Consider the following 25,614-nt stretch of genomic DNA (forward strand, 5'->3'; position numbering starts at 1 on the left):
TGTTAATTAGTGTAATGTTTTAATAAATTAAGTATTGGTTCTTTAATAACTGTTTTAATTTTAAGTTTATGTCGTTCTGCAGTCAATTGCAAACGATCTTCCAGTTCTGCAGCTACCTTGCCAACAAAATGAATTTCCTCATCACCATATTTATTTACTGTAGGGATGATGTAATTCTGGAAGTATTTTTCAAATCCATCATCAATTAATTTGATGATATAGTCGTGTTCAATATTTTGTGTAAAAAAATCAAAGAAAGAAGTTAAAAATACATTGGCTTGTGGCTTGTTGTAAATCCTTTCCAGTATTTGAGGGCGGTCTAGATTATAATTTCTAATAAATTTCGTTTCCAGATCTTTCGGTAGTTTTTCACTTAAAAAATCTTTCAAGAGCATTTTTCCAAAGTAATTTGAAGAACCTTCATCACCGAGGATATAACCTAAGCCATAGTTATTCCGCAATGGTTTTTTGCCGTCGAAATAAGCACAGTGTGATCCACTTCCCAACATTCCAACTATTCCTGGCTGATCATAACAAGCTGCTTTCGCTGCCCCGAATAAATCATCTTCTACAAAAACCTTGCTGTATCTGAAAAATGATGAAAGGGTTTTTGCCAATTCCTCTTTACGATCAGCAGAGGAGGCGCCGGCTGCGAAGAAATAAATCTTCTTGATGTTTTCTGCATGATTTACCAGAACAACTTTTTTGTTTAGTATTTGCAAAAGAGTTTTCGGATCAACAAAAGTTGGGTTGATCCCTGTTGTGTTGCAATGTGCTACAACCTGTCCATTTTGGGTTAATTTCCAAAATGCTGTTCTCGATCCACTATAAACAACCGCTATCATACTTAAATGGATAAAACTTCGGTCATTTCCATTAAATCGGGTTCCAGTTTAAAGCTGTGCGATGATAATGCCTCTTTAATGCTGGTTAACTTAATTTCATTTCCTTTTAATCCTACCATTTGTTCCGTTTCTCCTGCAATTAAAGCGTTAACTGCGGCAAAACCTAAACGGCTGCCTAAAATCCGATCGAAACTGCTTGGACTTCCGCCACGTTGTAAATGGCCGAGTATCGTAACCTTTGTATCGTAATGATCAAAAGTTTCTTTTACTTTTTTTGCAATATCATAAGCACCTCCTTGTTTATGCCCTTCGGCAACAATTACAATACTCGATGATTTTTTAGTTGCAGCGCCTAAAGCAAGTTTATCAATCAGATCATTTACGCTGGTTTCTTTTTCAGGTAAAAGCACGGCTTCAGCCCCGCTGGCAATTGAACTTCTTAAGGCAATACAGCCAGAATCTCTTCCCATTACCTCGATGAAGAATAAACGGTCGTGTGCATCAGCAGTATCTCTGATTTTATCAATCGCTTCAATTACAGTATTAATGGCGGTGTCGTAACCCAATGTAAAGTCAGATCCAACTAAATCATTATCAATGGTGCCCGGAATACCAATTACCTTCACGCCAAAAGTTTCAGAAAATCTTTTAGCACCGGTAAAAGTACCATCTCCACCAATCACCACTAATCCATCAATATCATTTTTCTTTAAGTTATTGTATGCAATTTGTTGCCCTTCATCAGTTTTAAATTCAAGGCAACGTGCGGTTTTTAATATCGTTCCGCCCAAGTGTAAAATATTGCTTACAGATCGGGCGTCCATTGGTTTTATGTTGTCAGTAATTAGTCCCTGATATCCTTGCATTACACCAAACATATTGATGCCATGATATATTCCGGTACGTACAACAGCTCTGATTGCGGCATTCATTCCTGGGGCATCGCCACCAGAAGTAAGTACAGCTATATTTTTAATATTTGGCTTCATCTATGATACGAATATAGTGTGTAATTTTTACACTAAGTAATTTTTTTTATTTTTTTTACTTAATATTGAAAGTCATACCTTTATCTGCTTAAAATAACTAAATTTTACCTTGGAACAAATTTTACCTCATTTAGATTCAGTATTCTCGATAGATTGCGTTTTGTTTGGATTTGATGGTAAGGAACTTAAAATCCTGCTCATCGAAAGGAATGAAGAACCGTTTAAAGATTGGTGGGCATTGCCCGGTAACATTGTTGGTGCTGATGAAAGTTTAGATCAATCGGCCGCTCGAATTTTATATGAACTTACCGGTTTACGTGGTATTTTCATGGAACAATACTATGCCTTCGGCGATCCAAACAGGCACCCTCAGGGTAGGGTAATTACTTTAGCTTATTATGCTTTGATCCGTTTAGGTGGAGATAAAGAGGTTCGTCCGATTAGTAATTATGCAAAACGAGCCAACTGGTTGCCGATAACTGATTTACCTAAACTTGCTTTCGATCACCAAAAGATTTATGATAAAGGCCTTGAGAAAATCAAGCGTCGTATTAAACATCAGCCCATTGCGTTTGAGTTATTGCCAGAAAAATTCACCCTGACGCAATTGCAACATGTTTATGAGTTGGTACTAGGTAAAAAGCTAGACAAAAGAAACTTCAGGAAAAAGATTGTAAGTTTTGGCGTATTAAAAGAACTAGACGAAAAACAAAAAGGCGTTTCTTACAGGGCTGCTACCCTGTATCGTTTCGATAAGCGAAAATATGCGAAGCTTTTTGGGAAGGAAATTTCTTTTTAAGTAGAAAGTAAACAGTATAAAGTAGAAAGTAAAAAGTCGAAAGACCATAAAGCGAGCTGATAACTTTTTAGCATAAAAAAACCGATTTGGATTTCAAATCGGTTTTTTTTGTGGTCTAAGCGTCTAGACTAAGCTTTTTTAGGAGCCAATTCTAAATGATAATGAACCAAATCATCTATAGGTGAACGGATGATTTTGCCAACACCCATTTCATAGCGATCGGCAACAATACTTAAAATATCACGGAAACTGTAACCTACAGAACCTACACAATTTAATTTATGATCTTTGTAATTCGGGTAGTGAATAACCAAAGCTTCGAAAAATGAGGTAAAGGCATAATCGATTGTGCTAAAAGCGTAATCTTCGTAGTTATCTTTAAAATCGTATAAAAATTTACTAAAGCTTGCACAAAAACGGTTTGGCAATGGTTTATTATAAATGTTATCGAAAATGTCTTCGTTAGTTAAAGCATAATTATCATAAAACGCTTCACGTAAACCTTTCGGCATGTAACCTTTCATGTAATCGCTCAAAATACGCTTACCGATGTAAGAGCCACTACCTTCATCACCTAAAAAGTAACCTAAAGAATCAATATTTAAAGTGATGTCAGTTCCATCGTATAGGCATGAATTGGTTCCCGTACCTAAAATAGCGGCAAATCCTGGCTCGTTTCCAAGAAGTGCTCTGCAAGAGGCAAGAAGATCATGACCAACAAAAATTTCAGCATTTGTAAAAACCTACTTCATTGCGTCTGCAACGATTTTTACGTTACCCGGGGTTGAACATCCGGCACCGTAATAGTAAACTCCCGTTAGTTTTTCTCTTTCCAAGTGGTCTGGAAGAGTTTCATTCAAAGACTTTACAATATATTCTCCCTTAGAAAAATAAGGATTGTAACCCTCGGTGTTAAAGTAAATTTTTCTGCCGGCCTCGTTAATCAAGCACCAATTTGTTTTGGTAGATCCGCCGTCTGCAATTACTATCATTTTATTTATTTTTGGTTTTAGCACGATAAAAGTATAAAAACTCTTATATTTTGTATCTTTTTTTTTAATAATTTTTTAACAATTTGTTGTTGTGAAAATTTAAGTGTGTAAAAAATACACTATATACAGCGTTTAATGGCCTAAAAACCTTAAAATTATACTCGAAAAGGCATTGGTCTTTTTTTTAATCGTCAGAAATATTTTACAATTAATATTGAAATGAACAGCAGATTTTTAGACTTCAGAAGTGATACGGTGACTAAGCCTACAGCGGGCATGCTGGATGCGATGATGAGCGCCAAAGTAGGCGACGATGTTTTTGGTGAAGATGAAACGGTGGCGGCACTCGAACAAAAACTATCTACAATGTTTAATATGGAGGCAGGATTATTCTGCCCGTCTGGCACCATGACTAATCAGATCGCCATTAAATGTTTCACCCAGCCAATGGATGAGGTAATCTGCGACCAAACGGCTCATGTTTATCGCTACGAAATCGGAGGTATCGCTTTTCACTCTGCGGCTTCGGTAAGGCTGCTGAATGGAGAGCGTGGAATTCTAACGCCTGAATTAATCGAGCCCGAGATTAATGAAGATAATATCCATTACCCAAATTCGAGTTTGGTGGTTTTAGAGAATACCGTAAATAAAGGCGGCGGCAAATGTTACACGTTAAATCAAATCGCACCTATTCATCATTTATGTAACATTAAAGGTTTGAAATTGCATTTAGATGGTGCCCGTGTTTTTAATGCCTTGGTAGCCACAGGCGATAAAGCAAGTGCTTATGGTAAGTACTTTGATGGAATTTCAATTTGCCTATCTAAAGGACTTGGGGCACCTGTTGGTTCTGTTTTGCTTGGCAGTAAAGAGATGATTAGAAAAGCCAGAAAGCTTAGAAAGGCCTTTGGTGGCGGTATGCGCCAGGCCGGTTTTTTAGCTGCAGCAGGTATTTACGCCATCGATCATCATGTAGAGCGCCTGAAAGTAGATCATGACCACGCAAAAGCCCTGGCAGTAGCGCTGGCTAAAACAAGTTATGTAAAATCGATTATGCCTGTTGAAACCAATATTTTGGTTTTCGAAGTTGCATCAGGAAGTGCACAAAAAATCGTTGATCAATTAAAAGAAAAAGGTTTACATTGCAATACCACGAGTGCAAGTACCATCAGATTGGTAACGCATTTAGATTTGAGTCAATCTATGATTGATGAAGCCATCGAAATCATTTTGCATTTGTAACCAGGTTGATTTTAGTATAATTCTTAGTGAATAGCCAAATGTTTAAAAAATCCGAAACTCAAATTTCTAAATTACTAATTGCGAACCGCGGTGAAATTGCCCTGCGTATTATGCGTTCTGCAAAAGAAATGGGCATCCGAACCGTCGCTGTTTTTTCGGAGGCAGACCGCGATGCCTTGCATGTGCGCTATGCAGATGAAGCAGTTTGTATTGGTCCAGCTCCTTCGAATCAAAGCTATTTAGTTGGAGAAAAAATCATTAAAGCCTGCCTAGCAACCGGCGCTACGGCTATCCATCCCGGATATGGATTTTTATCAGAAAATGCAGGTTTTGCTCAGCAGGTTGCTGATGCCGGGTTAATTTTAGTTGGTCCGTCACCAGAGGCCATGCAAATTATGGGTAACAAATTATCGGCAAAAGCTGCGGCCTTAAAATACAATATTCCGATGGTTCCTGGAACTGAAGAAGCAATACAAGATATAGGAGAAGCCAAACAGCGGGCCGTTGAAGTGGGATTTCCGATTTTAATTAAAGCCGCTGCCGGTGGTGGCGGCAAAGGCATGCGGATTGTTGAACAGGTGGATGATTTCGAAGAACAAATGCAATTAGCAGTAAGCGAAGCTACTTCAGCTTTTGGCGATGGCGCAGTGTTCATCGAGCGTTACGTAACTTCTCCACGGCATATCGAAATTCAGGTGCTTGGAGATCAACACGGAAACATCGTACATCTTTTTGAACGCGAATGCTCTGTTCAAAGGCGGCATCAAAAAGTTGTAGAAGAAGCACCTTCCTCAGTGTTAACGCCAGAAATCAGGGCTAAGATGGGTAAATGTGCTGTTGATGTAGCTCGTTCGGTTAATTATACGGGGGCTGGAACCGTGGAATTTATTCTGGATGAAAACCTCGATTTCTTTTTTTTAGAGATGAATACAAGGTTGCAGGTAGAACATCCCGTTACCGAACTCATTACAGTAATTGATCTGGTTAAAGAACAGATCCGAATTGCATCAGGAGAGCCATTGAGTTTTAGACAAGATGATCTAAAAATAAATGGTCATGCTGTAGAATTGAGGGTGTATGCCGAAGATCCTAACAATAATTTCCTTCCGGATATTGGTACATTGAAAACCTACAAAACACCAAAAGGCAATGGGGTAAGGGTTGATGATGGTTTTGAACAGGGAATGGAAGTTCCTATTTATTATGATCCAATGATTGCCAAACTCATCACCTACGGAAAGGATAGGGAAGAGGCAATTGATAGAATGATCAGGGCAATTGAAGAATATGATATTACCGGGATAGAAACAACGCTGGCTTTTGGTAAATTTGTCATGCAACATGATGCTTTTAGATCAGGTGCTTTTGATACACACTTTGTTAGTAAATATTTTAATCCGGAAAGTTTGAAAAAGGCTGATAAGCAGGAGGCAATGATTGCTGCATTGATTGCTGCTCAGCTTTTCGATCAGAAAGAAAGTGGGCAAACGGGAGATAAAATGATTGTAAAAACATCTGATTGGAGAAAAAACAGAATTAAATATTAAATAATGTTTACCGGAATAATAGAAAATCTAGGCGAAGTAAAAGCCATCAAAAACGATCATACTAACGTACATTTCACCATTTCCTCAGCCATTAGTCATGAGCTTAAAATAGATCAAAGCGTAGCACATAACGGTGTTTGCTTAACAGTGGTAGCCTTAAACGATGATACACATACTGTAACTGCTATCGATGAAACACTGAAAAAGACTAATCTTGTCGATTTAAAAGTCGGCAGTAAAATCAATCTGGAACGTTGCATGCAAATGAATGCCCGCCTCGATGGACATATTGTTCAGGGGCATGTTGATCAAACTGCAGTTTGTATAAAAAGGGAAGAACTGGACGGCAGCTGGGAATATCGGTTTAAATACGACGGTTCCGCCGGGAACGTAACCGTTGAAAAAGGTTCTGCATGCGTAAACGGAATTAGTTTAACCGTTGTGAATTCACAAGCTGATGAGTTTTCAGTTTTCATTATACCCTACACGTTCGAACATACTAATTTACACCAGGTGCAGGTTGGTGATACTGTAAATTTAGAATTTGATATTATTGGAAAATATGTTGCCCGTTTAATGGGAAACAAATAAATTAAAGTAAAAATTTTATAGCAAAGAAGCCCCGTTTATAGCTAATCGGGGCTTCTTTGCTTTTGGTTCATAACAGTACAGGACGGTTAGCCGTTTGATATTCGCCATTATCGTATATCCAAACCAAATTGAGCCAACTAATATGAATCCATCTTCATTAATGCCCAGATTTACAGCTATTTTTGCTTTTCTTATCTTCGCCTCAATAACAGGATTTTCTCAAAAAATTGCCGTTGAAAATTTAACTGTTGAGCATTTAGTAAATCCTTTTACTATTGATGATGCACATCCCAGGTTTAGCTGGAAGATAGTTTCCAATGTCAAAAATACGATGCAAACCTCCTATGAGATCCGTGTGGGACTGAATGAGTCAATCGAAAAAAAACAGGTTTGGAGTACTAAAGAAAATAATGATCAGTCTGTATTAATTCCCTATAGCGGCGCCGATTTAAAATCTAATACCAGATATTATTGGCAGGTAAGGGTGAAAGATAACCATGGGAATACTTCAAAATGGTCTACGGTTCAATTTTTCCAAACAGGTTTAAAAACGGAAGACTGGGTTTCAAACTGGGTTAACGTTGCCGGAAATGATACCGCTGCAAGCAGTCCGATGATTAGAAAGGAATTTAATGTCCGCAAAAAGGTTAGAAACGCCATGGCTTTTATCACTTCGAAAGGACTTTATGAAGCGCACCTGAACGGAAACAGAATCAGCGATCATTATTTTGCCCCCGGATGGACCAGCTACAAAAATCACATCCAATACCAGGCTTATGATTTAACAAATTCATTAAAAACCGGATGGAATGCTTTTGGCATTTCATTAGGAAATGGATGGTACAAGGGGAACATCGGCTTTGCTGGGCAGAACAAGTTTTACGGTGATACCAGGGCACTGCTTTTTCAGTTAGAAGTAACTTATACGGATGGAACTAAAGAAATTTTTATTACTGATGATACCTGGAAAAGTGCAAATGGCCCCATCTTATATTCTGATATTTACAATGGCGAAACCTATGATGCCAGGCAAGAACAACCCGGTTGGGATCGGCTAGGTTTCAAGGAAAATTCATCCTGGAAAGCCGTAAGAATTATCCCGAAAGGCAATGAAAAGTTGGTTGGCATGAGTGGGCCGCCTGTAAGAAAACATGAAACTTTTAAACCGGTTAAAATTTTTAAAACCCCACTGGGAGAAACGGTTGTTGATTTCGGCCAGAATCTGGTGGGCTGGGTGATGTTGAATGCGAAGGGAGCTGCAGGTACAAAAATTAGCATCAGCCATGCTGAAGTGTTAGATAAGGCAGGTAATTTTTACACTACCAATCTTCGCTCTGCAAAACAGACCAACCAGTATATTTTAAAAGGAAATGTAGCTCAAACCTTTGAACCACATTTCTCCTTTCAGGGATTCAGGTACGTAAAGATAGATGGTTATCCCGGCGAACTTACAGCTGATGCGTTAACCGCTGTCGCATTGTATTCTGATATGAAAACGACCGGAACTTTTACCAGTTCAAATTCCTTGATTAATCAACTACAGCATAATATTCAATGGGGGCAAAAAGGCAATTTTGTTGATGTACCTACTGATTGCCCACAAAGGGATGAGCGTTTAGGATGGACCGGAGATGCACAAGCTTTTGCCAATACAGCAGCCTTTAATATGGATGTAGCTGGGTTTTTTACCAAATGGATGAAAGATGTTTCGGCAGATCAACTGGAAAATGGCAGTGTACCATACGTGGTACCGAATGTGCTTACCAAGAGAGATGCTGGTTCTGCCGGCTGGGCGGATGTTGCCACCATTATTCCCTGGGATATGTATTTGGCTTACGGCGATAAAGGCATTTTATCGGCACAATATCCAAGCATGAAAAAATGGGTGGATTATATTTCTTCCGTAGCAAAAAACGACTTGTGGAACACCGGCTCTCACTTCGGCGATTGGCTTTTTTATCGCCCGAATGATGATAACGACGGCAGAGCAGCAGTAACCGACAAGTATATGATTGCCCAAACTTTTTATGCACATTCTACACAATTGCTCATTAATGCGGCAAGGGCTTTGGGGAAAAATGATGAAGTGAGCAAATATGAAGCACTTCTACAACGAATTAAACAAGCTTACGTGAATGAGAATATGACTGCAAATGGTAAGCTTGCATCTAATACGCAAACGGCTTACGTTTTAGCTTTGCAGTTTGATATGCTGCCAGAAGCAAATAGAAAACAGGCAGCAGAAAGACTGGTTCAGAACATCAGAGATTACGGCAACCATTTAACCACAGGCTTTTTAGGTACGCCTTACTTATGCCATGTATTAAGTAAATTTGGTTATGATAACGTTGCTTACGATTTATTGATGCAGGAAAGCTATCCTTCCTGGTTATATCCTGTGAAAATGGGGGCGACTACCATATGGGAAAGATGGGACGGCATTAAACAAGATGGAACCTTCCAAACGGCAGATATGAATTCATTTAATCATTATGCCTATGGTGCCATTGGCGATTGGATGTATAAAAATATCGCAGGAATTAATCCTGTAGCGGAAAATCCAGGTTACAAAGAAATACTAATCGCTCCCAAACCTGGTGGAAAATTATCCAGTGCAACTGGCGAACTGCAAACTGTTTATGGTAAAGTTAAATCATCATGGACTTTGCAAAATGGTGTCTTCAAACTTGATGTTTCCGTTCCGCCAAACTCAACCGCCACTGTGTTGCTACCCAATACTGATAGAAAGGAGAAAATCGGTTCGGGAGATTACCATTTTGAATACAAATATTAATGTTATAATATTGCAGCTTGCTAAAAGCCTGTAGTAATTTCAGGCGCTATAGCCATAATAATATATGTATAGTAAAGACGAGGCAGCGAGGCTAAGGCAACAATTTTGGATCAGTTTTGGACAGTATATGAAACCTGTTCCTTCTGCCAGTGGCTCAACTGTTCATTGGGTAAACTACAAAACAGGTGTAAAAAACATCTTCTTTAAAATGGATGTGACCAATAAACAGGCGATAATCTCCATTCAGCTCACCCATCCAGATGCTGAGATCAGACATTTGATATTTGATCAGTTTGAGGAGTTTAAACTCATGTTTACTAACATGATCAATGAGGAGTGGGATTGGAGCCGGGACTTTACCGACGAATATGGTAAAACAGTTAGTCAGATTTCTTTAACACTCAACGGAGTAAGCGTATTCAATCAGCAGCACTGGCCAGATTTGATCTCGTTTTTCAAACCGAGAATTATCGCCCTTGATGAATTTTGGGATCATGTAAAGCCTGTTTTCGAAGACCTTACTTAGTGAGTAGTGCCATCTGTTCTATCCTTGCCTGCACAAATTTGATTTCCTCTGCATCATTTTTTGGATTTGGCTTGCTTTTTAAATAAAGTTGGTAATAATTCATTGCACTTTTACTCCTCTTAAATTTAGTATCATGTAATGTCGCAAGGCGATAATACAAGTTGGGATTTGAATTAAACTGTAAGCCTTTTTTGTAAGCTGCATCAGCAAGCGTAAATTTTTCATCCTCCTCGTAAGCCAGGCCAAGCAAGGCGTAGTAGCTTGAAGTATTTGGCGAAATGGCCTCGTCTATTGTCTTCTTCGCATAAAGGGTTGCCATTTTATAGTTTTTCAAATTCCGGTAACATAACGTGGTAACATAAAGCGTATTCTCATTCTGCATCAGCATTTCCTCCAGTTGCCTAAAAAGCGTAACGGCTTTATCATATTTTTTGGTATAGTAATATGCCTTTGCAAGATCCTTAATTACGCTTGCATCTTTATTATCTTTCAACAATGATTCACCACTAGCAATCACTTCATCATATTTTTTAAGCAGATTCGCTATCGGCAGCTTAGTCCGTTGAAGAACTAAATTTTCAGGATCTGCCTTTATCGCAACATTCAACACCTCATAAGCCCGATCATAATTCTGGTAAACCGAATGTACAGCAGCAAGATCAGCCGCTACATCTCCATCTGTAGGTACCAATTTATTGGCCTTTAACAGATAGACCATTTTCAATGAATCTTTATCTGAAAGGTAAAGATTCGCTAAAAGTTTATAAACGATAAAATTATTACTATCAAGCTTTACAATATTGCCGTAATACAACTTTGCTTTTTCAGTATTTCCTCGTCTGGTATTGATACTGGCCAATGAAAAAAGAATAGGCAAATTTCCTGGCTGAATTGCATCAGCCTTTGCATAATATTTTTCAGCTTCCACATTATTTCCGGCCATTAAAAAACAATAACCTATCTGCGTTAAAGCCTTCAAATCTGTTGTTTCTGAACCATAACTTGTTTTTAGATATTCTCCGGCTTCAGCATATCGTTGGTTCTGGTACAAATCAAAGATTTTTTCTTTATCAATTGCAACAGTCTGTGCCTGGCCTAGGGCCTGGAGAGAAAATAACATGCAGATAATCAGTAGCTTTTTCATAAGGAAATAATTTTAAACTAATTTATTAGTTGTTTTTCAGAATTCCAAATGAATTGAAATAAAAACAAATTGAGTAGGTAGGGGTTTATTATAAAACAGTTTAAAAATTAAATAATAAGACCTATGAATACTTTAAAGAAGTTTGAATTAATGGAAAAGATTGTGCGTGAACTTGAGGATTTACAAAATTCACAACAGGCACTTATTCAGAAGATTGGTAAAATTGAAGTGGATAACATTGAGTTGGGCGATAGCAGATTGGAGAAAGATGCGGGAGATATGCACCAAAGATTGTCAGATAATTTAGATACGATTGTTTCAATTTTAGACTATTTTGCAAACAAAACGGAAAATTTTGGCAGTAAAAACAATGTTGAGGCCTTGAAAGAACAAGAAGCCATTAACAATGCAACAAGCTAAACAACCTTAAATCATTCCCAATATGAAATTTTTATCTTTAACAGCGGCCTTACTTATGGTTTGCTTTTTTGCGAGTGCGCAAGTTTTACCCTCAGTTCAATTCGGATTAAAGGCGGGAGCCAATTTCTCTAAATTTGATTCAGAAAATACCTTTGCAAGTGATAACCGGGCAGGATTTTATGGCGGTGTTTGGGCAAGAATTGGTGCAGCAGGAATTCATTTCCAACCGGAACTTTATATTTCAGGCAAAAAAGCAGATTTAATTAGTGAAGCCACCGGAGAGGTAAACAAGGTGAGTTTTACAAGTCTTGATGTTCCTTTGTTAGTAGGAACTAAATTTGGTGCTGCCGGAATTGGGGTACGCTTAAATACAGGTCCAATGTTTTCTTTAATTTTAGATGAAAATCAGAGTTTCGGACAAGCGGCAGGTAATGTATTCAGAGCAAATTTCAAAAATCAGGCAATTGCATGGCAATTTGGTGCAGGTGTTGATTTAAAAAAATTAAGTGTTGAAGCCAGATATGAATTGGGCTTATCTAAACTTAACAAAGCCGGCTATCCCGGAACAAAATTAAATCTGTTTACGGTTGGTTTAGGATATAGATTGTTCTAAGCGAACTGTATTTCTAATAAATAAAAGGCAAATCTACCATGGATTTGCCTTTTTAATTTAATCGTTTTTCTCCAGCTCAACTTCTGTCATCTCATAAGCAAATGAACCGTTTTTAGGGATAATCGGCGTTTCCCTTCCGATGCTGAGTGCTTTAATATATGATGCACCAAAGTAAAAAATCAGCGAAGAATAAAAGACAAATAACATGATTACAATCAATGATCCGGCAGACCCGTAAATGTTACTGATATTGCTGAGTGGTAATAAAATCCTTAAAATATATTTTCCGGCAGTAAATAAACACCCTGTAAGCAATCCTCCAGAAAGTGCAGCTTTCCACGTTGGCCTTCCATTGGTTAAAAATCTAAATAACATCGTAAACCAGGTAGTTACAATAAATACAAATATAATTTGATTAAGTATGGAGGTGAGTATTAATCCAAAAGAAGGAGAATTGGTGTTTAAATACGCACCGATAATTGCCTGAATACTATCTGCTAGTAAACCTATAAAAAATAAAATTCCGGCCAGCAAGATAATGATAACTGAGATTGCTCTGGACTTCATTGTGTTCAAAAATCCTTTTTTGTCCTTTTGTCCGATATTCCAGATTTGCTCCAAAGAATTTTTAATTACGTTGAAAAGCGTAGTGGCTACAAAAAGGAAAAATACAAAACTGAATAACGTAATGTACCAGGCCTGATCAATACCACGAATGTTTCTTAAAGTTGATCTGATTTGCTGGATGCTATCTTCATCGAGAATATTAGCCAATCGTTCAAACAAATGCGTGGCCAGCATTCTCCTATCGGTAAACATGCCAAATAACCTGATTAAAATGATCAGGATTGGTGGCAAAGCAAAATTTGTGAAAAAAGCTGTGGCCCCAGCTAAACGTAAGGGATCGTTTTTTTGGTATAAGATGAATGCATTTCTCGCCGTTGAGAAAAAGAACTTCAAATCTTCTTTGATGGTTAATGGCATCCTTTGGAAATAAACTAAAGTCCGAATTTACTTAAAATAGTTTGTTTCGGACTTTTGTATATGATATTGTTATCAATCTAATTTTTTAAATGTCAATAGATTTTTCTCTCCATTAGATAAAAAGAGCTGATTCCCTTCAATTTTTGCAGTATTCACCTGATTCATTGCCTGCAAGTAAGCACGTTCGGCCGCATCTAAATCCTGACAAAACATCTTTGTACTGAACAGATTTTTTAGTGCCAGTTTATTGTCGATAATCTCTCCCTGTCCGCCATAGCTATTACAGAAAGCTTTTCCACTTACTTTAAGGCTATCGCCAAAATTCAAAGTCGCCTTGGCTGTTGCTGGTAATGTTAAGCCAGGAAGTTCCGTAAGTTCCCACTTAGTTTGGGCAAGTTTCTTCTGGTCAATTTTTTCCAGACAAGAAGAAAATAGAGCAAGTAATAATCCGCAGATCAGTAAATTTTTCATAGTGTTAAGATTTTAGTTCTGTTTATCAAAAATTAAACCAAATAGCGGTCTCAGATTTATTTAAAAAGCTACGGTATTCTTACTTCATTGAAAAATATCTTAATTTTAAGTGAAGATATATTATGAAAAAATTGACATTTTCAGGTATTTTTACATCGTTTTAATTTTACTATGTAGTTGTAAAAAGAAAGATGATGTCCAATACTACCAATTTATAAAATCATACTGCGCATATGTTACAGTTGGGGGTGTTGTAGGCATAAGGGAAAAATGTTTTGCTGCGGGAGAACGTGTAGAAGGAAACCAGATCAATAACAATACTATTTTAATTAGAATAGCGGCGCATAGAAATGAAAACGATCAACCTCCTTATTCAAATAGTTATCAGGAGTTTTTAGAAGTTCCTGCTGAAAATTTAAAATTTGTAGGAGATTAGTGACACACCTTTGGTTTTAGATATGACGATGACCACCAAGAAAATCAAAATTTGATTGATAGTCATCATGAAATGATTTCATGCTATTTTTTTTAACACTAGCCAATGATGATCCCGTCCCTTATAATCAAATACATTGATTTTTATTAAACCCAGTTTTTCCAGAACTTTAATAGAATCATGATTTTCTACATCGGCGATGCCAATGATTTGATCCAAATTTAATTCCTCAAAGCCGTAATTGATAGCAGCTCGGGCAGATTCAGTGGCATAACCCTTACCCCAAAACTTCCTATTAAACCGGTAACCAATATCGTAATAGTTGCTGTGGTTGTTATTGATATCTCTTATTAGTTTCAAACCACTCCAACCGATAAACTGATTAGAATCTTTTTCAATTACCGCCCATCGGCCAATCCCATTTTCCTGATATTGTGCCTGTATAAAAGCAATATCGGCAGTGCTTTGACTGATGGTTGAAACCGGGTTATTCCCTAAAAACCGGTGCACCAAAGGATCAGAATCCATTTCAAACATTCCCCTGGCATCTGTAATTTCCAATTCCCTAAGCATTAATCGTTCTGTTTCTATAAAGGCATTCATTAGTTATTGTTTAGCTTGCATGGCTTGCTCATCTTCAAAAGTTGGTCCGTATAATCCCGGTATTTTACATCCGTTCAGGCGAAGATAAACGATCATTTCACCTCTGTGGTGGTAAATGTGGTTCATTAAAAAACCGCGGATGATCTGTGCCCTTGGCGTTTCTGGAATAGCAACCTGACCTCCAACCGTCATCTTCCACAAGTCATCTAAGTTTTCATCAGTGATGGATTCAAGGCTTTCCTTTGCTTTGCTAAAATTACGTTCAAATCTTTCTCTTATTTTCTCAATATCAGAATAATCCCTTTCTACATCTTCGTAGTCATCCATGTTAAATTCAGCACCTTTAACAGTGTAAGGATACCAATTATAAATCTCAGCGATGTGCCAGGCCAGTTGCCCGGTAGTCCACGAGTTTTCAGAAGGTTTATATTCCAAAACGTGTTGAGGAATGGCGTTTAGCAATTTTCGGGTGCTTTCAGCTTCCTGAAGAAATTCACCCAGTAGCGCTTGTACTAACATAATTCTTAATGGTTAGATTTTCAGTTGTTTATCTTAGCTAAAATAGTGGTTTTTGATATTTAGTTTTAGAATATTGGATAATATTCAGATTTATCAAAATTGTATTTTTTCTGTTAAGCAAAAATTTTATCAGTCATTTGTTGTTTCGCTAAGTATAAACATAATAAATTAGCTAAAAATTAAAGCTATTCCTTTTTATGAAAAACACAATCATCGCCTTTTTCCTGTCTATTTTTTTATTTAGCTGCTCCGGGAAATTAGAAAAAACGTTAGTATCAAAGCCTTTTACCGATCAGGATGACTTCAATGAATTTCCGAAATACAAAGATAAAATTCTAAGCATTGAAGACGTTTATGATAAAAACCCTGATAGCTCAGGTGGTTTCAGCGTGAAACTGAAAGATACGACGTTGTATATTCAGGAGGGTTCGAAACCCGTAGCGCATAAATTTCGTGAGGCTAGATTTGTTAATTCACAAAAAACAGCTGTATTGGTGCAGATAGAAGATGGTGCTGGAGACTTGTCACCATTTTATATCATCACGCTTAAAGAAGGGGTGCCAAATGCAGTTGCTTTAAATATTGCTTCAAATGGTAAGGGAGACAAGGATTTTGCAAAGGGACTGCAGGAGATTACCCGCACAACCTTGGTAGTAAATAATGATTTTGTGGTGGCTACCGTTAGGGGGAAAGTTTATCAGATCAAAAGAAAAAATCCTAATGAGCTGATTCAAGGCAAGTTTATTCTTTATTCATCAGATAAAACAACGTTGGTTTTTACTGTAAAAGATGGTTTGTATCAGGTAAATTATTTGACTGGAGAAACACTTAACCTACCTGTTCCTGCAAATGTACTCAACTCGGCAACAATGGTTAACGAAATTCAGCAGAACTACAGCTGGCAAAAGAACAGTCGGGGAACTTCATTTTTAAAGGAAAATCCTGACGATGACCGCATTGTAGATATTAGCGAATTTAAAAAATAGCGATTTCACGATCCTTTGGCCTAAACAACCATTGTTCTGAACGTAAGGTTTATCCGCGGCAAATTAACCTTTTTTGTTGGTGGTAATCGATGTAACCAATGCGACTGTGTTTCATCCTTCATCACCAACAAACTTCCATGTTCCAAAAATGTCGTAATGGTTTCTTTGGTTTGCTTATGCTTAAATAAGAATCTTCTTTCTGCACCAAAACTCATTGATGCGATAGCCGTATGTTTGCCTAGTGTTTTTTCATCGTCACTGTGATAAGCCATTCCCTCATCGCCATTATGATATAGGTTAAGTAAGCATGAGTTGAACAATGTTCCTGTTCTTTCTTCTACAATATTTTTCAGTTCCAGTAAAGTATTCGTCCATGGCAAAGCATGTTTGGTCGCCTTAGAGTAGGTGTAAGCATAACCTTCGTTGCCATACCAGGCCACTTTTCTTTTGGTAATGATGTGTTTTCCCATAATATAGGCTTCATCATTTCTCCATTCGATATTTTTCATTAGCTCATCAAAGTAATGATTGGCCTGTTCCAATGAAAAAAGCTTTCCATAGTAATTTACGGTACCGTTGTATGGCAGTAAGTTTTTGGATGTATCTACGGCTCTGCTGAATAATTCCATTTTGTATATTTTGCGTACATGCAATGGCCACAAGGGCGATAGCCATACGATAATGCGTCACTTTCTGTCTTAAAAAATACCCGGTTTTTAACTTTCATTCGCTTACCAGATTTGCAGCTTAGCAATCCAAATATCTTCAAAGCGGCATTTCCACCAAAGCAAATCTGCCTGTTTCTAATCTTCTTTCTTAATTCTGAAGCAGATATTTCCTGATGTTTAATGATCATTTATCTCGATGCTGTAATGTATCTGCTAATGAGGCTTCCCAACCAATCATAGCCATTTTGCGATCTGTTCCCCAATGATAACCGCCAAGCGCACCGCTTGTTTGAATTACACGATGGCAGGGAATAAGAAATGCTACAGGATTGCTGCCAACTGCGGTACCAACAGCTCGTGATGCATTGGGTTGATTAATTTTTTTTGCAAGTATGCCGTAGGTTGAAAGTTTTCCTGTCGGAATTTTGAGCAGCGCTTCCCAAACTTTTAATTGAAAATCAGTTCCTTTAAGATGTAACTTGATCTGACTGATCTCCGTCCAGTCTTTATGGAAAATCTGCAGTACATTTTGGTGCTCCAGGGTTTCACATTGTTGATAATTTGCTGCTGGGAATTTGCTTTTTAAAATAGCGAATGCAGCAAATTCATCATCATAAAATGCGATATGACAAATGCCCTTATCTGTTGATGCCGTTAGTATATTTCCAAAAGGTGTTGCGGAGTAACTGTAATTTATTTTTAGGTTTTCGCCACCATTTTTATATTCTCCAGGAGTCATGCCTTCAACGCTTATAAACAAATCATGTAATCTGCTGCTTCCGGAAAAGCCAGTTTCTACAGCTGTATCAAACAAGGTTTTATCGTTTTCCTGTAGCAGCTTTTTCGCGTAGCTGATGCTGATGTACTGCAAGAATCGTTTTGGCGTTGTACCGGCCCAATCTTTAAACAGGCGCTGAAAGTGAAACGGACTCAGGTTTACTTCTTCAGCAATCTCTTCCAGGCTGGGTTGATTTTTAAAGTTAGCCTGAATATAATTTATGGCTCTGGCAATCCTGTTAAAGTTTATTTCATCCTGTGCTTTCATGATCGATATTTTAACAAAAGTACTTTAGATTTAAACGCTATACCACCCGAAACTTGCTCTGTTTAATATCAGCTTGTTTTTTTTTGGTTTTCAGGGCGGCTTTCTCCAGGTTTTGAGCCACTCTAAACATAGTGATTTTTGCTACTAAATCTATTGGTATGGGTTCATTCAATGGAAATTGTACTGATCCTTTGGCACTTTTATAACTCGAAATTTCTTCCTTAAATGCTTCAATACCACCATTGCCTGGGTAAAAGCCAATATGATTTTTATAGCCAGCAAAGTGTACCAGATTTCCTTTCAAATCAAAAGTAGGTATGGCGTAACTTATTTTTTCGGTAGCGCCCGGTGCGGCTTTTTGAATGACTTCCCGAATCAATTGAAGTTTTGCTCTGGTTTCTTCCGGAAAGTCTGCAATGTAACTTTCAATATCGGTTTTTTTTGTATTCATCGCGTTGCTTTTTCTTGATCAAAGTTAAAGGTGTATTCCAGTATCTGGAAGAGTAAAAGCGGCATTTTTTGGCGGTATTTAAGACAATTGCGAACTTATACTAGAATAGTTTTACACCAACGCCAATGCTTAGTGTGCCGAAATCTTTAGCAGATAATTTATCCCGATTAAAAATATGAATGTAGGCAAGCTTTGCTGTTAACCTTTTCGATTTTGAAAAATAAAAGCCAAATGTGGGTTTAATGCCTAATAAAACTTGATCACCAATAAAACTCGGACCTGCAGCTATCATAGTATAAATCTCAGGAATAGGGGAGAAAGTAGTGCCGGCAAACACGTTTATCATTTCATTCACAGTATGATCTTGTGTTGGAAAACTGCCATCTGGATTTAACCTCAATACCTTATCGTCTTCCAGATACCAATCTCCGGTAATTTCAAGCATAGGTTTTAGTTTAGTTTTTGTGTTGGCCGTTGCCTGCATTCCTAATCCAAAACCCCAGGGATTATTGCCTTTGGTTTGGTCGGAAAGCGTTTTGTTGTACTGGGAAAAGAGATAAAGTGAAACTTTTCTCGGCACCTGGCTAAACGCCTGAGAAAATGCAAAACTAAAAAATGAGAATAAGATAATTTTTCTGAGCATAAATTTATTGTTAGGTATAAAGCGTACTAAACTTTCAATACACCACGAAAGCCTCTGGCGCCGTAGTAAGATTCTGCTCCGTTGTGGTAAGTAAACACTTTACCATATCGTCGATCACAGAAGATAGCGCCACCAAGTTTTCTGATATCTTCCGGGGTCTTCACCCAGCTTGATGTTTTTAAATCAAATTTGTCCAGTTGCTGTAATTGCCGATATTCGTCTTCGGTAAGTATTGCAATGCCCATTGCTTTTGCTGCCCCGAGAGCGTTATTTTGAGGCTTATGTTCTTTTCTTGATTCCCAGGCATCGCGATCATAACAAAAACTTCTCCTTCCTTTAGGACTTTCGGCGGCACAATCGAAGAAAATATATTCGCCTGTATTATCATCAATAGCTACTACATCTGGCTCACCACCGGTTGCTTCCATTTGATCTAGCGACCATAATTTCTCAGGATGAGCTTCAAGCCTTGCCTGTACATCATCCCATGAGATATGTTCATGGCGATGCTTGTTTTTTTCAAATCTGGCTTTTAAGATATTTAATAAATTTTCTATTTGCTCTGGCGAAAGTGTTCTGTGATTTGAGCTCATAATAGTTGATGAAGTATATTTTGATTCAAATAAAATTAGCAAAATTATTTATAGCCCACAACCTGTAGTTGATTGAGGGATATAATAGAACTTAACAGATATTACATAAAAAATGCCCTGCGTAGCTTTGCAGGGCATTAGAAATTTTATTGAAGAATTAATCTACCATGGACTGATTCCTGATTCATCTTCAATATCATTACTGAAAAATTGTCCGGTTGGTCCGTTTTCATCTGTTAACGTATGTTTAATAATGAAACTGGCTGCGCTTTCTACGGTTCCGGGGCCGCTGTGGTGATTGAAGTCTGTTGCGGTATAACCTGGATCAATTACATTAACTTTAAATGCTGAATCCTTTAACTCATAAGCTAAAACAATGGTGTAAGCATTTAATGCCGATTTCGATGGGCCATACGCGGCCGCTTTAACCTGATAATACTTCCAGCTTGGATCGCTATGCAACGTTAATGAACCTAATCCTGAAGTAATGTTGCTGATTCTTGGCGCATCAGATTTTTGAAGCAGATCCAAAAAAGTTTGGGTAACCTGGATTACGCCAAAAAAATTGGTTTCAAAAACTGCTTTAATGTCATCAACAGCAGTTTCCGTTGCGGTTTGAGGATTCACACCTAGAACGCCAGCATTGTTGATTAATATATCCAGTTTTCCCTGTTCCTGCTCAATGATATTTTTCGCGGCAATAATCGAATCAGCGTTCGTCACATCAATTTCAATGGCTTTAATGTTTTCAAATCCTTCTTCGGTTAACGTACCTATAACTTCGTTACCTTTTGCAAGATCGCGGCTACCTAAATAAACGAAAATACCTTGTTTTGATAATTGTTTGGCTGTTTCCAAACCGATACTTCTATTGGCTCCTGTTATTAATGCTGATTTCATTTTCTTATCTTTTAATTAATGATGTAAAGCTGCGGCTTTAAAAACTGAAATCATTTGCCATTTGGCAAAAAGTGTTCTAGCGGATATTTTTTCTGATTCTACTGAGCGAAGATTGGGTAACACCCAGATAAGAAGCAATATAAGATAGTGGAATCCGGTTAACTACAGTGAGATAGATTTCTAGAAATTTCAGGTAACGGGTAGTTGCATCTTCGGAAACTAAAGGACTTCTTCTTTCTACTTTTTGCATTAAAGCTCTGGTGGTAATTTTATTTACGATGGTGTCCCAACCTACAATGGTTTGCAGAAGCTCCAGCCAGTCTTTCCGTTGGAAAACAATCATTTTACAGTCTGTAACTGCCTGAACGTAAGCACTGGAACAAATTTCATTATTGAAACTCTCCAAATCGACAACAAGATTATTTTCTTCAATAAAATATTTAGTGATTTCCTCTCCCTGGTTATTATAATAGCAAACGCGTAAAATTCCATCGACAATAAAGCCAACCTGGCGGGCAATTTTTCCAGCTTCAGAAAAATATTCATCTTTTTTAAGTTCCAGCGTTATCGATTTACCGGCAATAAAATCTATTTGTTGCGGATTGAGATTTCCAAACCTTAAGATGAAGTCAAACAATTCTTTCATGCGCACAAGGTAGCTAAAGAAACAAATAAAGAATTTGCCATTTGGTAAAAAGTTGGTTTGTTATTCGGGCTCTAGTTTTTTGGGATGAAGGAGAAGAATTAAAAAAACAACTAATCCTCAATGGCTTCAATGCCCTGATCCTTGAGTTTTGCCAAGGCTGCTTTCATAGTTTCAATCTGTGCCTGAGGATGGCCCTGCCAAATTGTAATCTCGGCGATCACTTTAAATGGATCTTTTGAACGGTAAGATTTGGTTGGGTTACCCGGGAACTTTTTATCCGTTAAATTAGGGTCGTCCTCAATATCGCCGGTAGGCTCAACCACGTAAATTCTTTCTTTTGCATCGCCCAAAGCAAGTTCTGCACCCCAAATTGCAGCATCTAAGGTAGCAGAAAGGTAGATGTATTTAGCTGCTTTTTTTTGCCCGTAGTTGGAACTAATTCCCACGTTAATCAAATCTCCTGGCTTTAAATCAGCCTTGGTACCATGAAAATAAGCCTGCGCAAAGGGACTGTGAATGGTTGTTGATTTAATATCCATACTGTTGTTGTTAAGAAAACAAGAAATTATCGTCTTCGCGAAATATGTTCGTGTACCCATTTTGCCTCTTCATCCGGGCTTGTTGTTTCCAACGTACTGATTACTCTGCTGAAAGTTGCCTGAGGAAAATCATAGGGTTTGCTATCTTCAAAATACGGACCAACCACTCCCAAAATCCAACCGTCTTTTGCTGCCCAATGTGGCTCGAGCGTTTTATATTTAAAAACTTCATAAAAAACCATGTGGCGTTTTCCATCAAAATCAATGCCCACCCGCTTAATGTGTTCAATTTCATCAGGGCATGTGCCTAATTCTGTAGGAAATTCTAACCAGTTCGCCAGATTACTTTCAGCTGCTTTTTCAATCGTAACTAATTCTCCTGGGAACAGCGATAATTTTTGATGTTCACTTAACAATTGATAAGTCGTTTCACGGGCAAGCAGATTTTCGGCATAAGGCCTTACTTCCGTAGGCGTAAGTTCTGTCCCCGTATTGAGCTTATCATAAAGCGGTTTTACCCTGTTAAAACGGAGGTCATTCAGTTTTCTGTGTTGTCTTTTTATAATGATCATGCGGTAAGTCCCGATGATAATTACCGCTAAAATAATCAAACCCAATATGGGTAAAAATGAATTCATTCGGATTAGGGTAAATACTTTGACTTCAAAATCGAGATGCTCAAATTTTGATTATCCAATCCTAAAGATAGAGAAAATGTTAAATTTAACTTCCACTTTTGCCGGTTTTCACATTTCCAGCCCTTGAGAAATTGGCCATAATTAATCCTTTTGGCGTAACAACACTCTCTTTAAGGGTAAAAGATGCTGGAATGGCACCATCAATAAATAATTTTTTTCCTTTTCCGAGTGTTAGTGGATGAATAAAAAGCCATAATTCATCAATCAGATCATTTTTTAACAACAGTTGAATAAGTTCGCTGCTACCCCAAACTTGTAAGTCTGATCCATCTGAATTTTTGATTTGTTTAATATCTTCAATTCCGTTAATAAAAACTGTATTCTGCCAATCAGATTTTGTAACTGTAGTCGACAAGACATATTTTGTTACCGCATTTATGCTTGGCCAGTAGTTGGTATTCTTAGGCCAGTAATCTTCCCATATTTTGAAAGTTTTTCTACCCAATAGCAGATCAGAAGGTTGCATTAACTTCTGCATTACCTTCCCCGATTCCTCATCATTGAAAGGTGCACTCCAGCCACCATATTCAAAGCCTCCTGATAAATCTTCTTCAGGTCCACCTGGCGCTTGCATCACTCCATCTAAAGTGATCATCGATAATACTGTTATTTTTCTCATAATATTTAACTCCTTATTTTCTATCTTTTTGATTTAGAAAGTATAAGTTAAATATCTACAAATAAAATGCGCTTTCAACTATGCAAATACGGCAATATTGAGGGTTCAATGCGACAGGTTAATAAGTGTTCTATAATGAAAACTACTTATTATTCTTATCATAAAACTCAAAGAAATCATTCAATCTGAATATTTTAGTGAGGAAAGCATAATCTTGATTCATGCGATTGTAATTCTCAATAGCAGGTTCCTTATCATCAATATTACCTTTTCCTAGAGTTCTATCGGGGATAAATAATGCAGTCGTCACTTCCGGCTCTCCAAGCAACGAATAAATTTCCTTGCCTTCTACCTGATAAGCCTTGAATTTGCTGCTCAAGTCTTTTTTTGTGTAAATGATGTTATAGATAACGTACTTCGATTTTGTTGGATTAATTACCCCGTATTCAGTTGGGTCGAGATGCAAATCCTGGTCGGCGATTTGGTATGCTTTGCAACTAATTTTATGATGACCAATTTCCAGATCGATTTTTTCAAAAGAATTAGCGGGAATTTCGTAATCTGTACCATCAATGGTTACAGCCAGTGGCTTACCGGTAGGATTATCAATCAGTGTGGTTCCGTTCAGTTTTGTCTTCCATACTACCTCATATAAACCATAAATAATAAATGCAGCTAATACACCCACCAATAAGAAGATGTGCGCTTTTGTTAATTTTTTATTTTCCTGGTTGGTTGCGTTTGCCATAACAATAAATTAAAATATGTTTAATAATTCTAAAATAAAGTTTCTATTTCAACCCGTCAGGCTACATTTTAAATTCGCTTCATTTGCTTAATGATTCGTAAAGAATGGATTATTATTTGCAATAACCGGGTGAGAATGTTTAAACCAGGCTTTCTATCAATGGCTCGTATCATTTAAAAACTTTTCTATCATTGGCACTACCAAATCACTTTCCTTAAAGTTAGGTTTGATCGTCGTAATTTCTCCAATATATTCACCATGTCCTCCCGGGATAATGGCCAACGATGAATTTGAAATTAAATGATGTAAGTTGATGGCATGTTCAGGTGTGATCACATCCTTATCGCCGATGATGATTAGGGTTGAGGATTGAATCGATTTAAGCTGCTCATCTGGAATGTCTTTAAAATTTACCATTCTGCGGGCATCCTTATCATGCATGTTTTGCAGGCCATTTTCATTTGCGGCAACTGCTTTATAACCTTTTTTTAAGGCTTCCGGCATATTATCCAGTCTGGCCTGTGCCATAAAATCCCAAAACCAGTTGGGCACACCGTTTCGTTTGGCTAATGCAGAGCCTAAAATCAGTTTGTTAATCAGTTTTGGATGCCTGATGGCAAGCTGTAAACAAGTTGTTCCGCCATTACTAAAGCCAAAAAAATCGGCTTTTTTGATATTGAGATTTTTGAGGAATGTAGCTACATCATCGGCATCCTGCTCAAAAGTCAACTCAGCATTACGGTCGCTCGTTCTTCCATGCGCCTGTAATTCAACAGCAATAACTTTTCTGTTTTTAGCCAATAAGGGGATGAGTTTTTCGAAATTCGTCTGAATGGTTGAACCGCCACCATGTAACAACACAATCGGTTTTCCTTCACCGTATATTTCATAATACATTCTCAATCCGTTCACTTCAGCATATCCGCTAGTGAATGTCAAATGATCATTGCTCTCCTGTTTCATTTTCAATGTCTCAATTTTTTGTCTGTAAGATGGAAATGTAAACATCACCAATGAAAAAAGCAATACGATGGATTTCATAAGTTTCCGCTATCTGTCTCACTATTGATTTCAATCATAAGAGCGTGAATGTTTACCATCCCGATTTCAAGTTTAGTTGTGAGCTGCTCGCCGATCACACTGCCGGCTCGAAGTTTACCATCCATTCAATCCCAAATTTATCTCTAAACATTCCAAAATACGATCCCCACATACTGTCGTCAATCGGCACTTCAACAGTTCCGCCTGCTGAAAGTGCCTGAAATAGCCGATCTGCTTCTTCACGACTTTCGGCACTTACAGAAATTTTTGATCGGTTTTCATTTTCATCTACTTTACCCATAAAAGCCGGAACATCATTACCCATTAGCGTATTATGGCCAATAGACAAAGCAATGTGCATGATTTTATCTGCCTCACTTTCATCTACCGGAAATTCTTCACTTGATAAATCTTTAAAACGAACAATTCTTTGGAACTCGCCGCCAAATGCTGATTTATAAAAATTAAAAGCTTCTTCGGCATTGCCATTGAAGTTAACGTGTGGATTAATAATTGCCATAG

The 25,614-nt window shown here is 37.6% G+C and carries 31 protein-coding genes and 1 pseudogene; 10 read left to right on the plus strand and 22 right to left on the minus strand.

All coding sequences use genetic code 11. The annotated features are described in order from the left end of the window. Nucleotides 1-2: 2 nt before the first annotated feature. Both EA772_RS11345 and pfkA read right to left on the minus strand, forming a co-directional pair. Nucleotides 3-845 (minus strand): hypothetical protein, encoded by an 843-nt coding sequence (locus tag EA772_RS11345; protein ID WP_124913300.1) that lies wholly within the window; start codon nucleotides 843-845, stop codon nucleotides 3-5. Between the two features lie 2 nt (nucleotides 846-847). Further along, the gene (gene pfkA, locus EA772_RS11350; protein WP_010599988.1) at nucleotides 848-1,834 is read right to left on the minus strand and encodes a 6-phosphofructokinase; all 987 of its coding nucleotides are present in this window, start codon (nucleotides 1,832-1,834) and stop codon (nucleotides 848-850) included. Between the two features lie 109 nt (nucleotides 1,835-1,943). On the opposite strand from pfkA, the gene EA772_RS11355 reads away from it, so the two are divergent. Beyond that, a complete protein-coding gene (locus tag EA772_RS11355) occupies nucleotides 1,944-2,633 on the plus strand; it encodes an NUDIX domain-containing protein (RefSeq protein WP_010599987.1) in 690 nt (229 codons plus the stop codon). Between the two features lie 128 nt (nucleotides 2,634-2,761). Here EA772_RS11355 and EA772_RS11360 read toward each other — a convergent pair. After that, a pseudogene (locus tag EA772_RS11360) lies at nucleotides 2,762-3,625 on the minus strand (N-acetylglucosamine kinase). 219 nt (nucleotides 3,626-3,844) lie between these two features. Between EA772_RS11360 and EA772_RS11365 the strand changes: the two are divergent. The 5 genes from EA772_RS11365 (at nucleotide 3,845) to EA772_RS11385 (ending at nucleotide 10,325) form a co-directional block, all read left to right on the plus strand. Beyond that, complete coding sequence (locus EA772_RS11365; RefSeq protein WP_124913302.1) at nucleotides 3,845-4,867, plus strand: low specificity L-threonine aldolase; 1,023 nt, start codon at nucleotides 3,845-3,847, stop codon at nucleotides 4,865-4,867. A gap of 38 nt (nucleotides 4,868-4,905) precedes the next feature. Beyond that, a complete protein-coding gene (gene accC / locus EA772_RS11370; RefSeq protein WP_124913303.1) occupies nucleotides 4,906-6,414 on the plus strand; it encodes an acetyl-CoA carboxylase biotin carboxylase subunit in 1,509 nt (502 codons plus the stop codon). Nucleotides 6,415-6,417: 3 nt separating this feature from the next. Next, nucleotides 6,418-7,005 (plus strand): riboflavin synthase, encoded by a 588-nt coding sequence (locus EA772_RS11375; protein ID WP_124913305.1) that lies wholly within the window; start codon nucleotides 6,418-6,420, stop codon nucleotides 7,003-7,005. A gap of 142 nt (nucleotides 7,006-7,147) precedes the next feature. Next, on the plus strand, nucleotides 7,148-9,799 hold the full coding sequence (locus EA772_RS11380; protein WP_124913307.1) for a glycoside hydrolase family 78 protein: 2,652 nt from the start codon (nucleotides 7,148-7,150) through the stop codon (nucleotides 9,797-9,799). A 64-nt stretch (nucleotides 9,800-9,863) separates the two neighbouring features. Next, complete coding sequence (locus EA772_RS11385; protein ID WP_124913309.1) at nucleotides 9,864-10,325, plus strand: DUF4268 domain-containing protein; 462 nt, start codon at nucleotides 9,864-9,866, stop codon at nucleotides 10,323-10,325. Here EA772_RS11385 and EA772_RS11390 read toward each other — a convergent pair. After that, nucleotides 10,318-11,469 (minus strand): lipopolysaccharide assembly protein LapB, encoded by a 1,152-nt coding sequence (locus tag EA772_RS11390; RefSeq protein WP_124913311.1) that lies wholly within the window; start codon nucleotides 11,467-11,469, stop codon nucleotides 10,318-10,320. The two genes, EA772_RS11385 and EA772_RS11390, sit on opposite strands and share 8 nt — an antisense overlap. A gap of 123 nt (nucleotides 11,470-11,592) precedes the next feature. Between EA772_RS11390 and EA772_RS11395 the strand changes: the two genes are divergently transcribed. Further along, nucleotides 11,593-11,889, plus strand: coding sequence for a hypothetical protein (locus tag EA772_RS11395; RefSeq protein WP_116169764.1), 297 nt, complete (start codon nucleotides 11,593-11,595; stop codon nucleotides 11,887-11,889). A 22-nt stretch (nucleotides 11,890-11,911) separates the two neighbouring features. Beyond that, the gene (locus EA772_RS11400; protein WP_010599978.1) at nucleotides 11,912-12,502 is read left to right on the plus strand and encodes a porin family protein; all 591 of its coding nucleotides are present in this window, start codon (nucleotides 11,912-11,914) and stop codon (nucleotides 12,500-12,502) included. Nucleotides 12,503-12,559: 57 nt separating this feature from the next. On the opposite strand, the gene EA772_RS11405 is transcribed toward EA772_RS11400, so the two are convergent. Both EA772_RS11405 and EA772_RS11410 read right to left on the minus strand, forming a co-directional pair. Then, nucleotides 12,560-13,486: a YihY/virulence factor BrkB family protein gene (locus EA772_RS11405; protein ID WP_116169765.1), complete on the minus strand. Its 927-nt coding sequence runs from the start codon at nucleotides 13,484-13,486 to the stop codon at nucleotides 12,560-12,562. A 72-nt stretch (nucleotides 13,487-13,558) separates the two neighbouring features. Further along, nucleotides 13,559-13,957, minus strand: a complete 399-nt coding sequence (locus EA772_RS11410) for an META domain-containing protein (RefSeq protein WP_116169766.1) — start codon at nucleotides 13,955-13,957, stop codon at nucleotides 13,559-13,561. 109 nt (nucleotides 13,958-14,066) lie between these two features. Between EA772_RS11410 and EA772_RS11415 the strand changes: the two genes are divergently transcribed. Then, the gene (locus EA772_RS11415; RefSeq protein ID WP_124913313.1) at nucleotides 14,067-14,393 is read left to right on the plus strand and encodes a hypothetical protein; all 327 of its coding nucleotides are present in this window, start codon (nucleotides 14,067-14,069) and stop codon (nucleotides 14,391-14,393) included. A gap of 78 nt (nucleotides 14,394-14,471) precedes the next feature. Here the strand turns inward: EA772_RS11415 and EA772_RS11420 are convergent, their stop codons facing one another. Beyond that, the gene (locus tag EA772_RS11420; protein WP_124913315.1) at nucleotides 14,472-14,996 is read right to left on the minus strand and encodes a GNAT family N-acetyltransferase; all 525 of its coding nucleotides are present in this window, start codon (nucleotides 14,994-14,996) and stop codon (nucleotides 14,472-14,474) included. Between the two features lie 3 nt (nucleotides 14,997-14,999). Then, nucleotides 15,000-15,515, minus strand: a complete 516-nt coding sequence (locus tag EA772_RS11425; protein ID WP_124913317.1) for a DinB family protein — start codon at nucleotides 15,513-15,515, stop codon at nucleotides 15,000-15,002. A gap of 197 nt (nucleotides 15,516-15,712) precedes the next feature. On the opposite strand from EA772_RS11425, the gene EA772_RS11430 reads away from it, so the two are divergent. Further along, entirely contained in the window at nucleotides 15,713-16,501 is a 789-nt protein-coding gene (locus EA772_RS11430) for a hypothetical protein (RefSeq protein WP_124913319.1), read from the plus strand. Nucleotides 16,502-16,521: 20 nt separating this feature from the next. On the opposite strand, the gene EA772_RS11435 is transcribed toward EA772_RS11430, so the two are convergent. From EA772_RS11435 to EA772_RS11500, 14 genes are all read right to left on the minus strand, one after another. Beyond that, the gene (locus EA772_RS11435) at nucleotides 16,522-17,130 is read right to left on the minus strand and encodes an alpha-ketoglutarate-dependent dioxygenase AlkB (protein WP_124913321.1); all 609 of its coding nucleotides are present in this window, start codon (nucleotides 17,128-17,130) and stop codon (nucleotides 16,522-16,524) included. Beyond that, on the minus strand, nucleotides 17,106-17,357 hold the full coding sequence (locus tag EA772_RS11440; RefSeq protein WP_210405024.1) for an Ada metal-binding domain-containing protein: 252 nt from the start codon (nucleotides 17,355-17,357) through the stop codon (nucleotides 17,106-17,108). Before EA772_RS11440 ends, EA772_RS11435 begins: the two co-directional genes overlap by 25 nt. Further along, nucleotides 17,354-18,214, minus strand: coding sequence for a methylated-DNA--[protein]-cysteine S-methyltransferase (locus tag EA772_RS11445; protein WP_124913323.1), 861 nt, complete (start codon nucleotides 18,212-18,214; stop codon nucleotides 17,354-17,356). Before EA772_RS11445 ends, EA772_RS11440 begins: the two co-directional genes overlap by 4 nt. A gap of 37 nt (nucleotides 18,215-18,251) precedes the next feature. After that, nucleotides 18,252-18,665 (minus strand): iron chaperone, encoded by a 414-nt coding sequence (locus EA772_RS11450; RefSeq protein WP_124913325.1) that lies wholly within the window; start codon nucleotides 18,663-18,665, stop codon nucleotides 18,252-18,254. Between the two features lie 100 nt (nucleotides 18,666-18,765). Continuing rightward, the gene (locus EA772_RS11455) at nucleotides 18,766-19,308 is read right to left on the minus strand and encodes a hypothetical protein (protein ID WP_124913327.1); all 543 of its coding nucleotides are present in this window, start codon (nucleotides 19,306-19,308) and stop codon (nucleotides 18,766-18,768) included. A gap of 26 nt (nucleotides 19,309-19,334) precedes the next feature. Next, nucleotides 19,335-19,901, minus strand: coding sequence for a DUF4256 domain-containing protein (locus tag EA772_RS11460; RefSeq protein WP_124913329.1), 567 nt, complete (start codon nucleotides 19,899-19,901; stop codon nucleotides 19,335-19,337). Between the two features lie 162 nt (nucleotides 19,902-20,063). Next, on the minus strand, nucleotides 20,064-20,801 hold the full coding sequence (locus EA772_RS11465; RefSeq protein ID WP_124913331.1) for an SDR family NAD(P)-dependent oxidoreductase: 738 nt from the start codon (nucleotides 20,799-20,801) through the stop codon (nucleotides 20,064-20,066). A gap of 76 nt (nucleotides 20,802-20,877) precedes the next feature. Beyond that, nucleotides 20,878-21,447, minus strand: a complete 570-nt coding sequence (locus EA772_RS11470) for a Crp/Fnr family transcriptional regulator (protein ID WP_124913333.1) — start codon at nucleotides 21,445-21,447, stop codon at nucleotides 20,878-20,880. Between the two features lie 110 nt (nucleotides 21,448-21,557). Further along, a complete protein-coding gene (gene arr / locus EA772_RS11475) occupies nucleotides 21,558-21,986 on the minus strand; it encodes an NAD(+)--rifampin ADP-ribosyltransferase (RefSeq protein WP_124913335.1) in 429 nt (142 codons plus the stop codon). A 26-nt stretch (nucleotides 21,987-22,012) separates the two neighbouring features. Next, nucleotides 22,013-22,624: a hypothetical protein gene (locus tag EA772_RS11480; RefSeq protein ID WP_124913337.1), complete on the minus strand. Its 612-nt coding sequence runs from the start codon at nucleotides 22,622-22,624 to the stop codon at nucleotides 22,013-22,015. 85 nt (nucleotides 22,625-22,709) lie between these two features. Beyond that, nucleotides 22,710-23,303, minus strand: a complete 594-nt coding sequence (locus EA772_RS11485) for a dihydrofolate reductase family protein (RefSeq protein WP_124913339.1) — start codon at nucleotides 23,301-23,303, stop codon at nucleotides 22,710-22,712. A gap of 142 nt (nucleotides 23,304-23,445) precedes the next feature. Continuing rightward, nucleotides 23,446-24,051, minus strand: a complete 606-nt coding sequence (locus EA772_RS11490) for a hypothetical protein (RefSeq protein WP_124913341.1) — start codon at nucleotides 24,049-24,051, stop codon at nucleotides 23,446-23,448. A 156-nt stretch (nucleotides 24,052-24,207) separates the two neighbouring features. Then, complete coding sequence (locus EA772_RS11495) at nucleotides 24,208-25,092, minus strand: alpha/beta fold hydrolase (protein ID WP_124913343.1); 885 nt, start codon at nucleotides 25,090-25,092, stop codon at nucleotides 24,208-24,210. 94 nt (nucleotides 25,093-25,186) lie between these two features. After that, on the minus strand, nucleotides 25,187-25,612 hold the full coding sequence (locus tag EA772_RS11500) for a VOC family protein (RefSeq protein WP_124913345.1): 426 nt from the start codon (nucleotides 25,610-25,612) through the stop codon (nucleotides 25,187-25,189). Between the last annotated feature and the right edge of the window lie 2 nt (nucleotides 25,613-25,614).

The organism is Pedobacter sp. G11, from assembly GCF_003860265.1.
Taxonomy (GTDB): Bacteria; Bacteroidota; Bacteroidia; order Sphingobacteriales; family Sphingobacteriaceae; genus Pedobacter; species Pedobacter agri.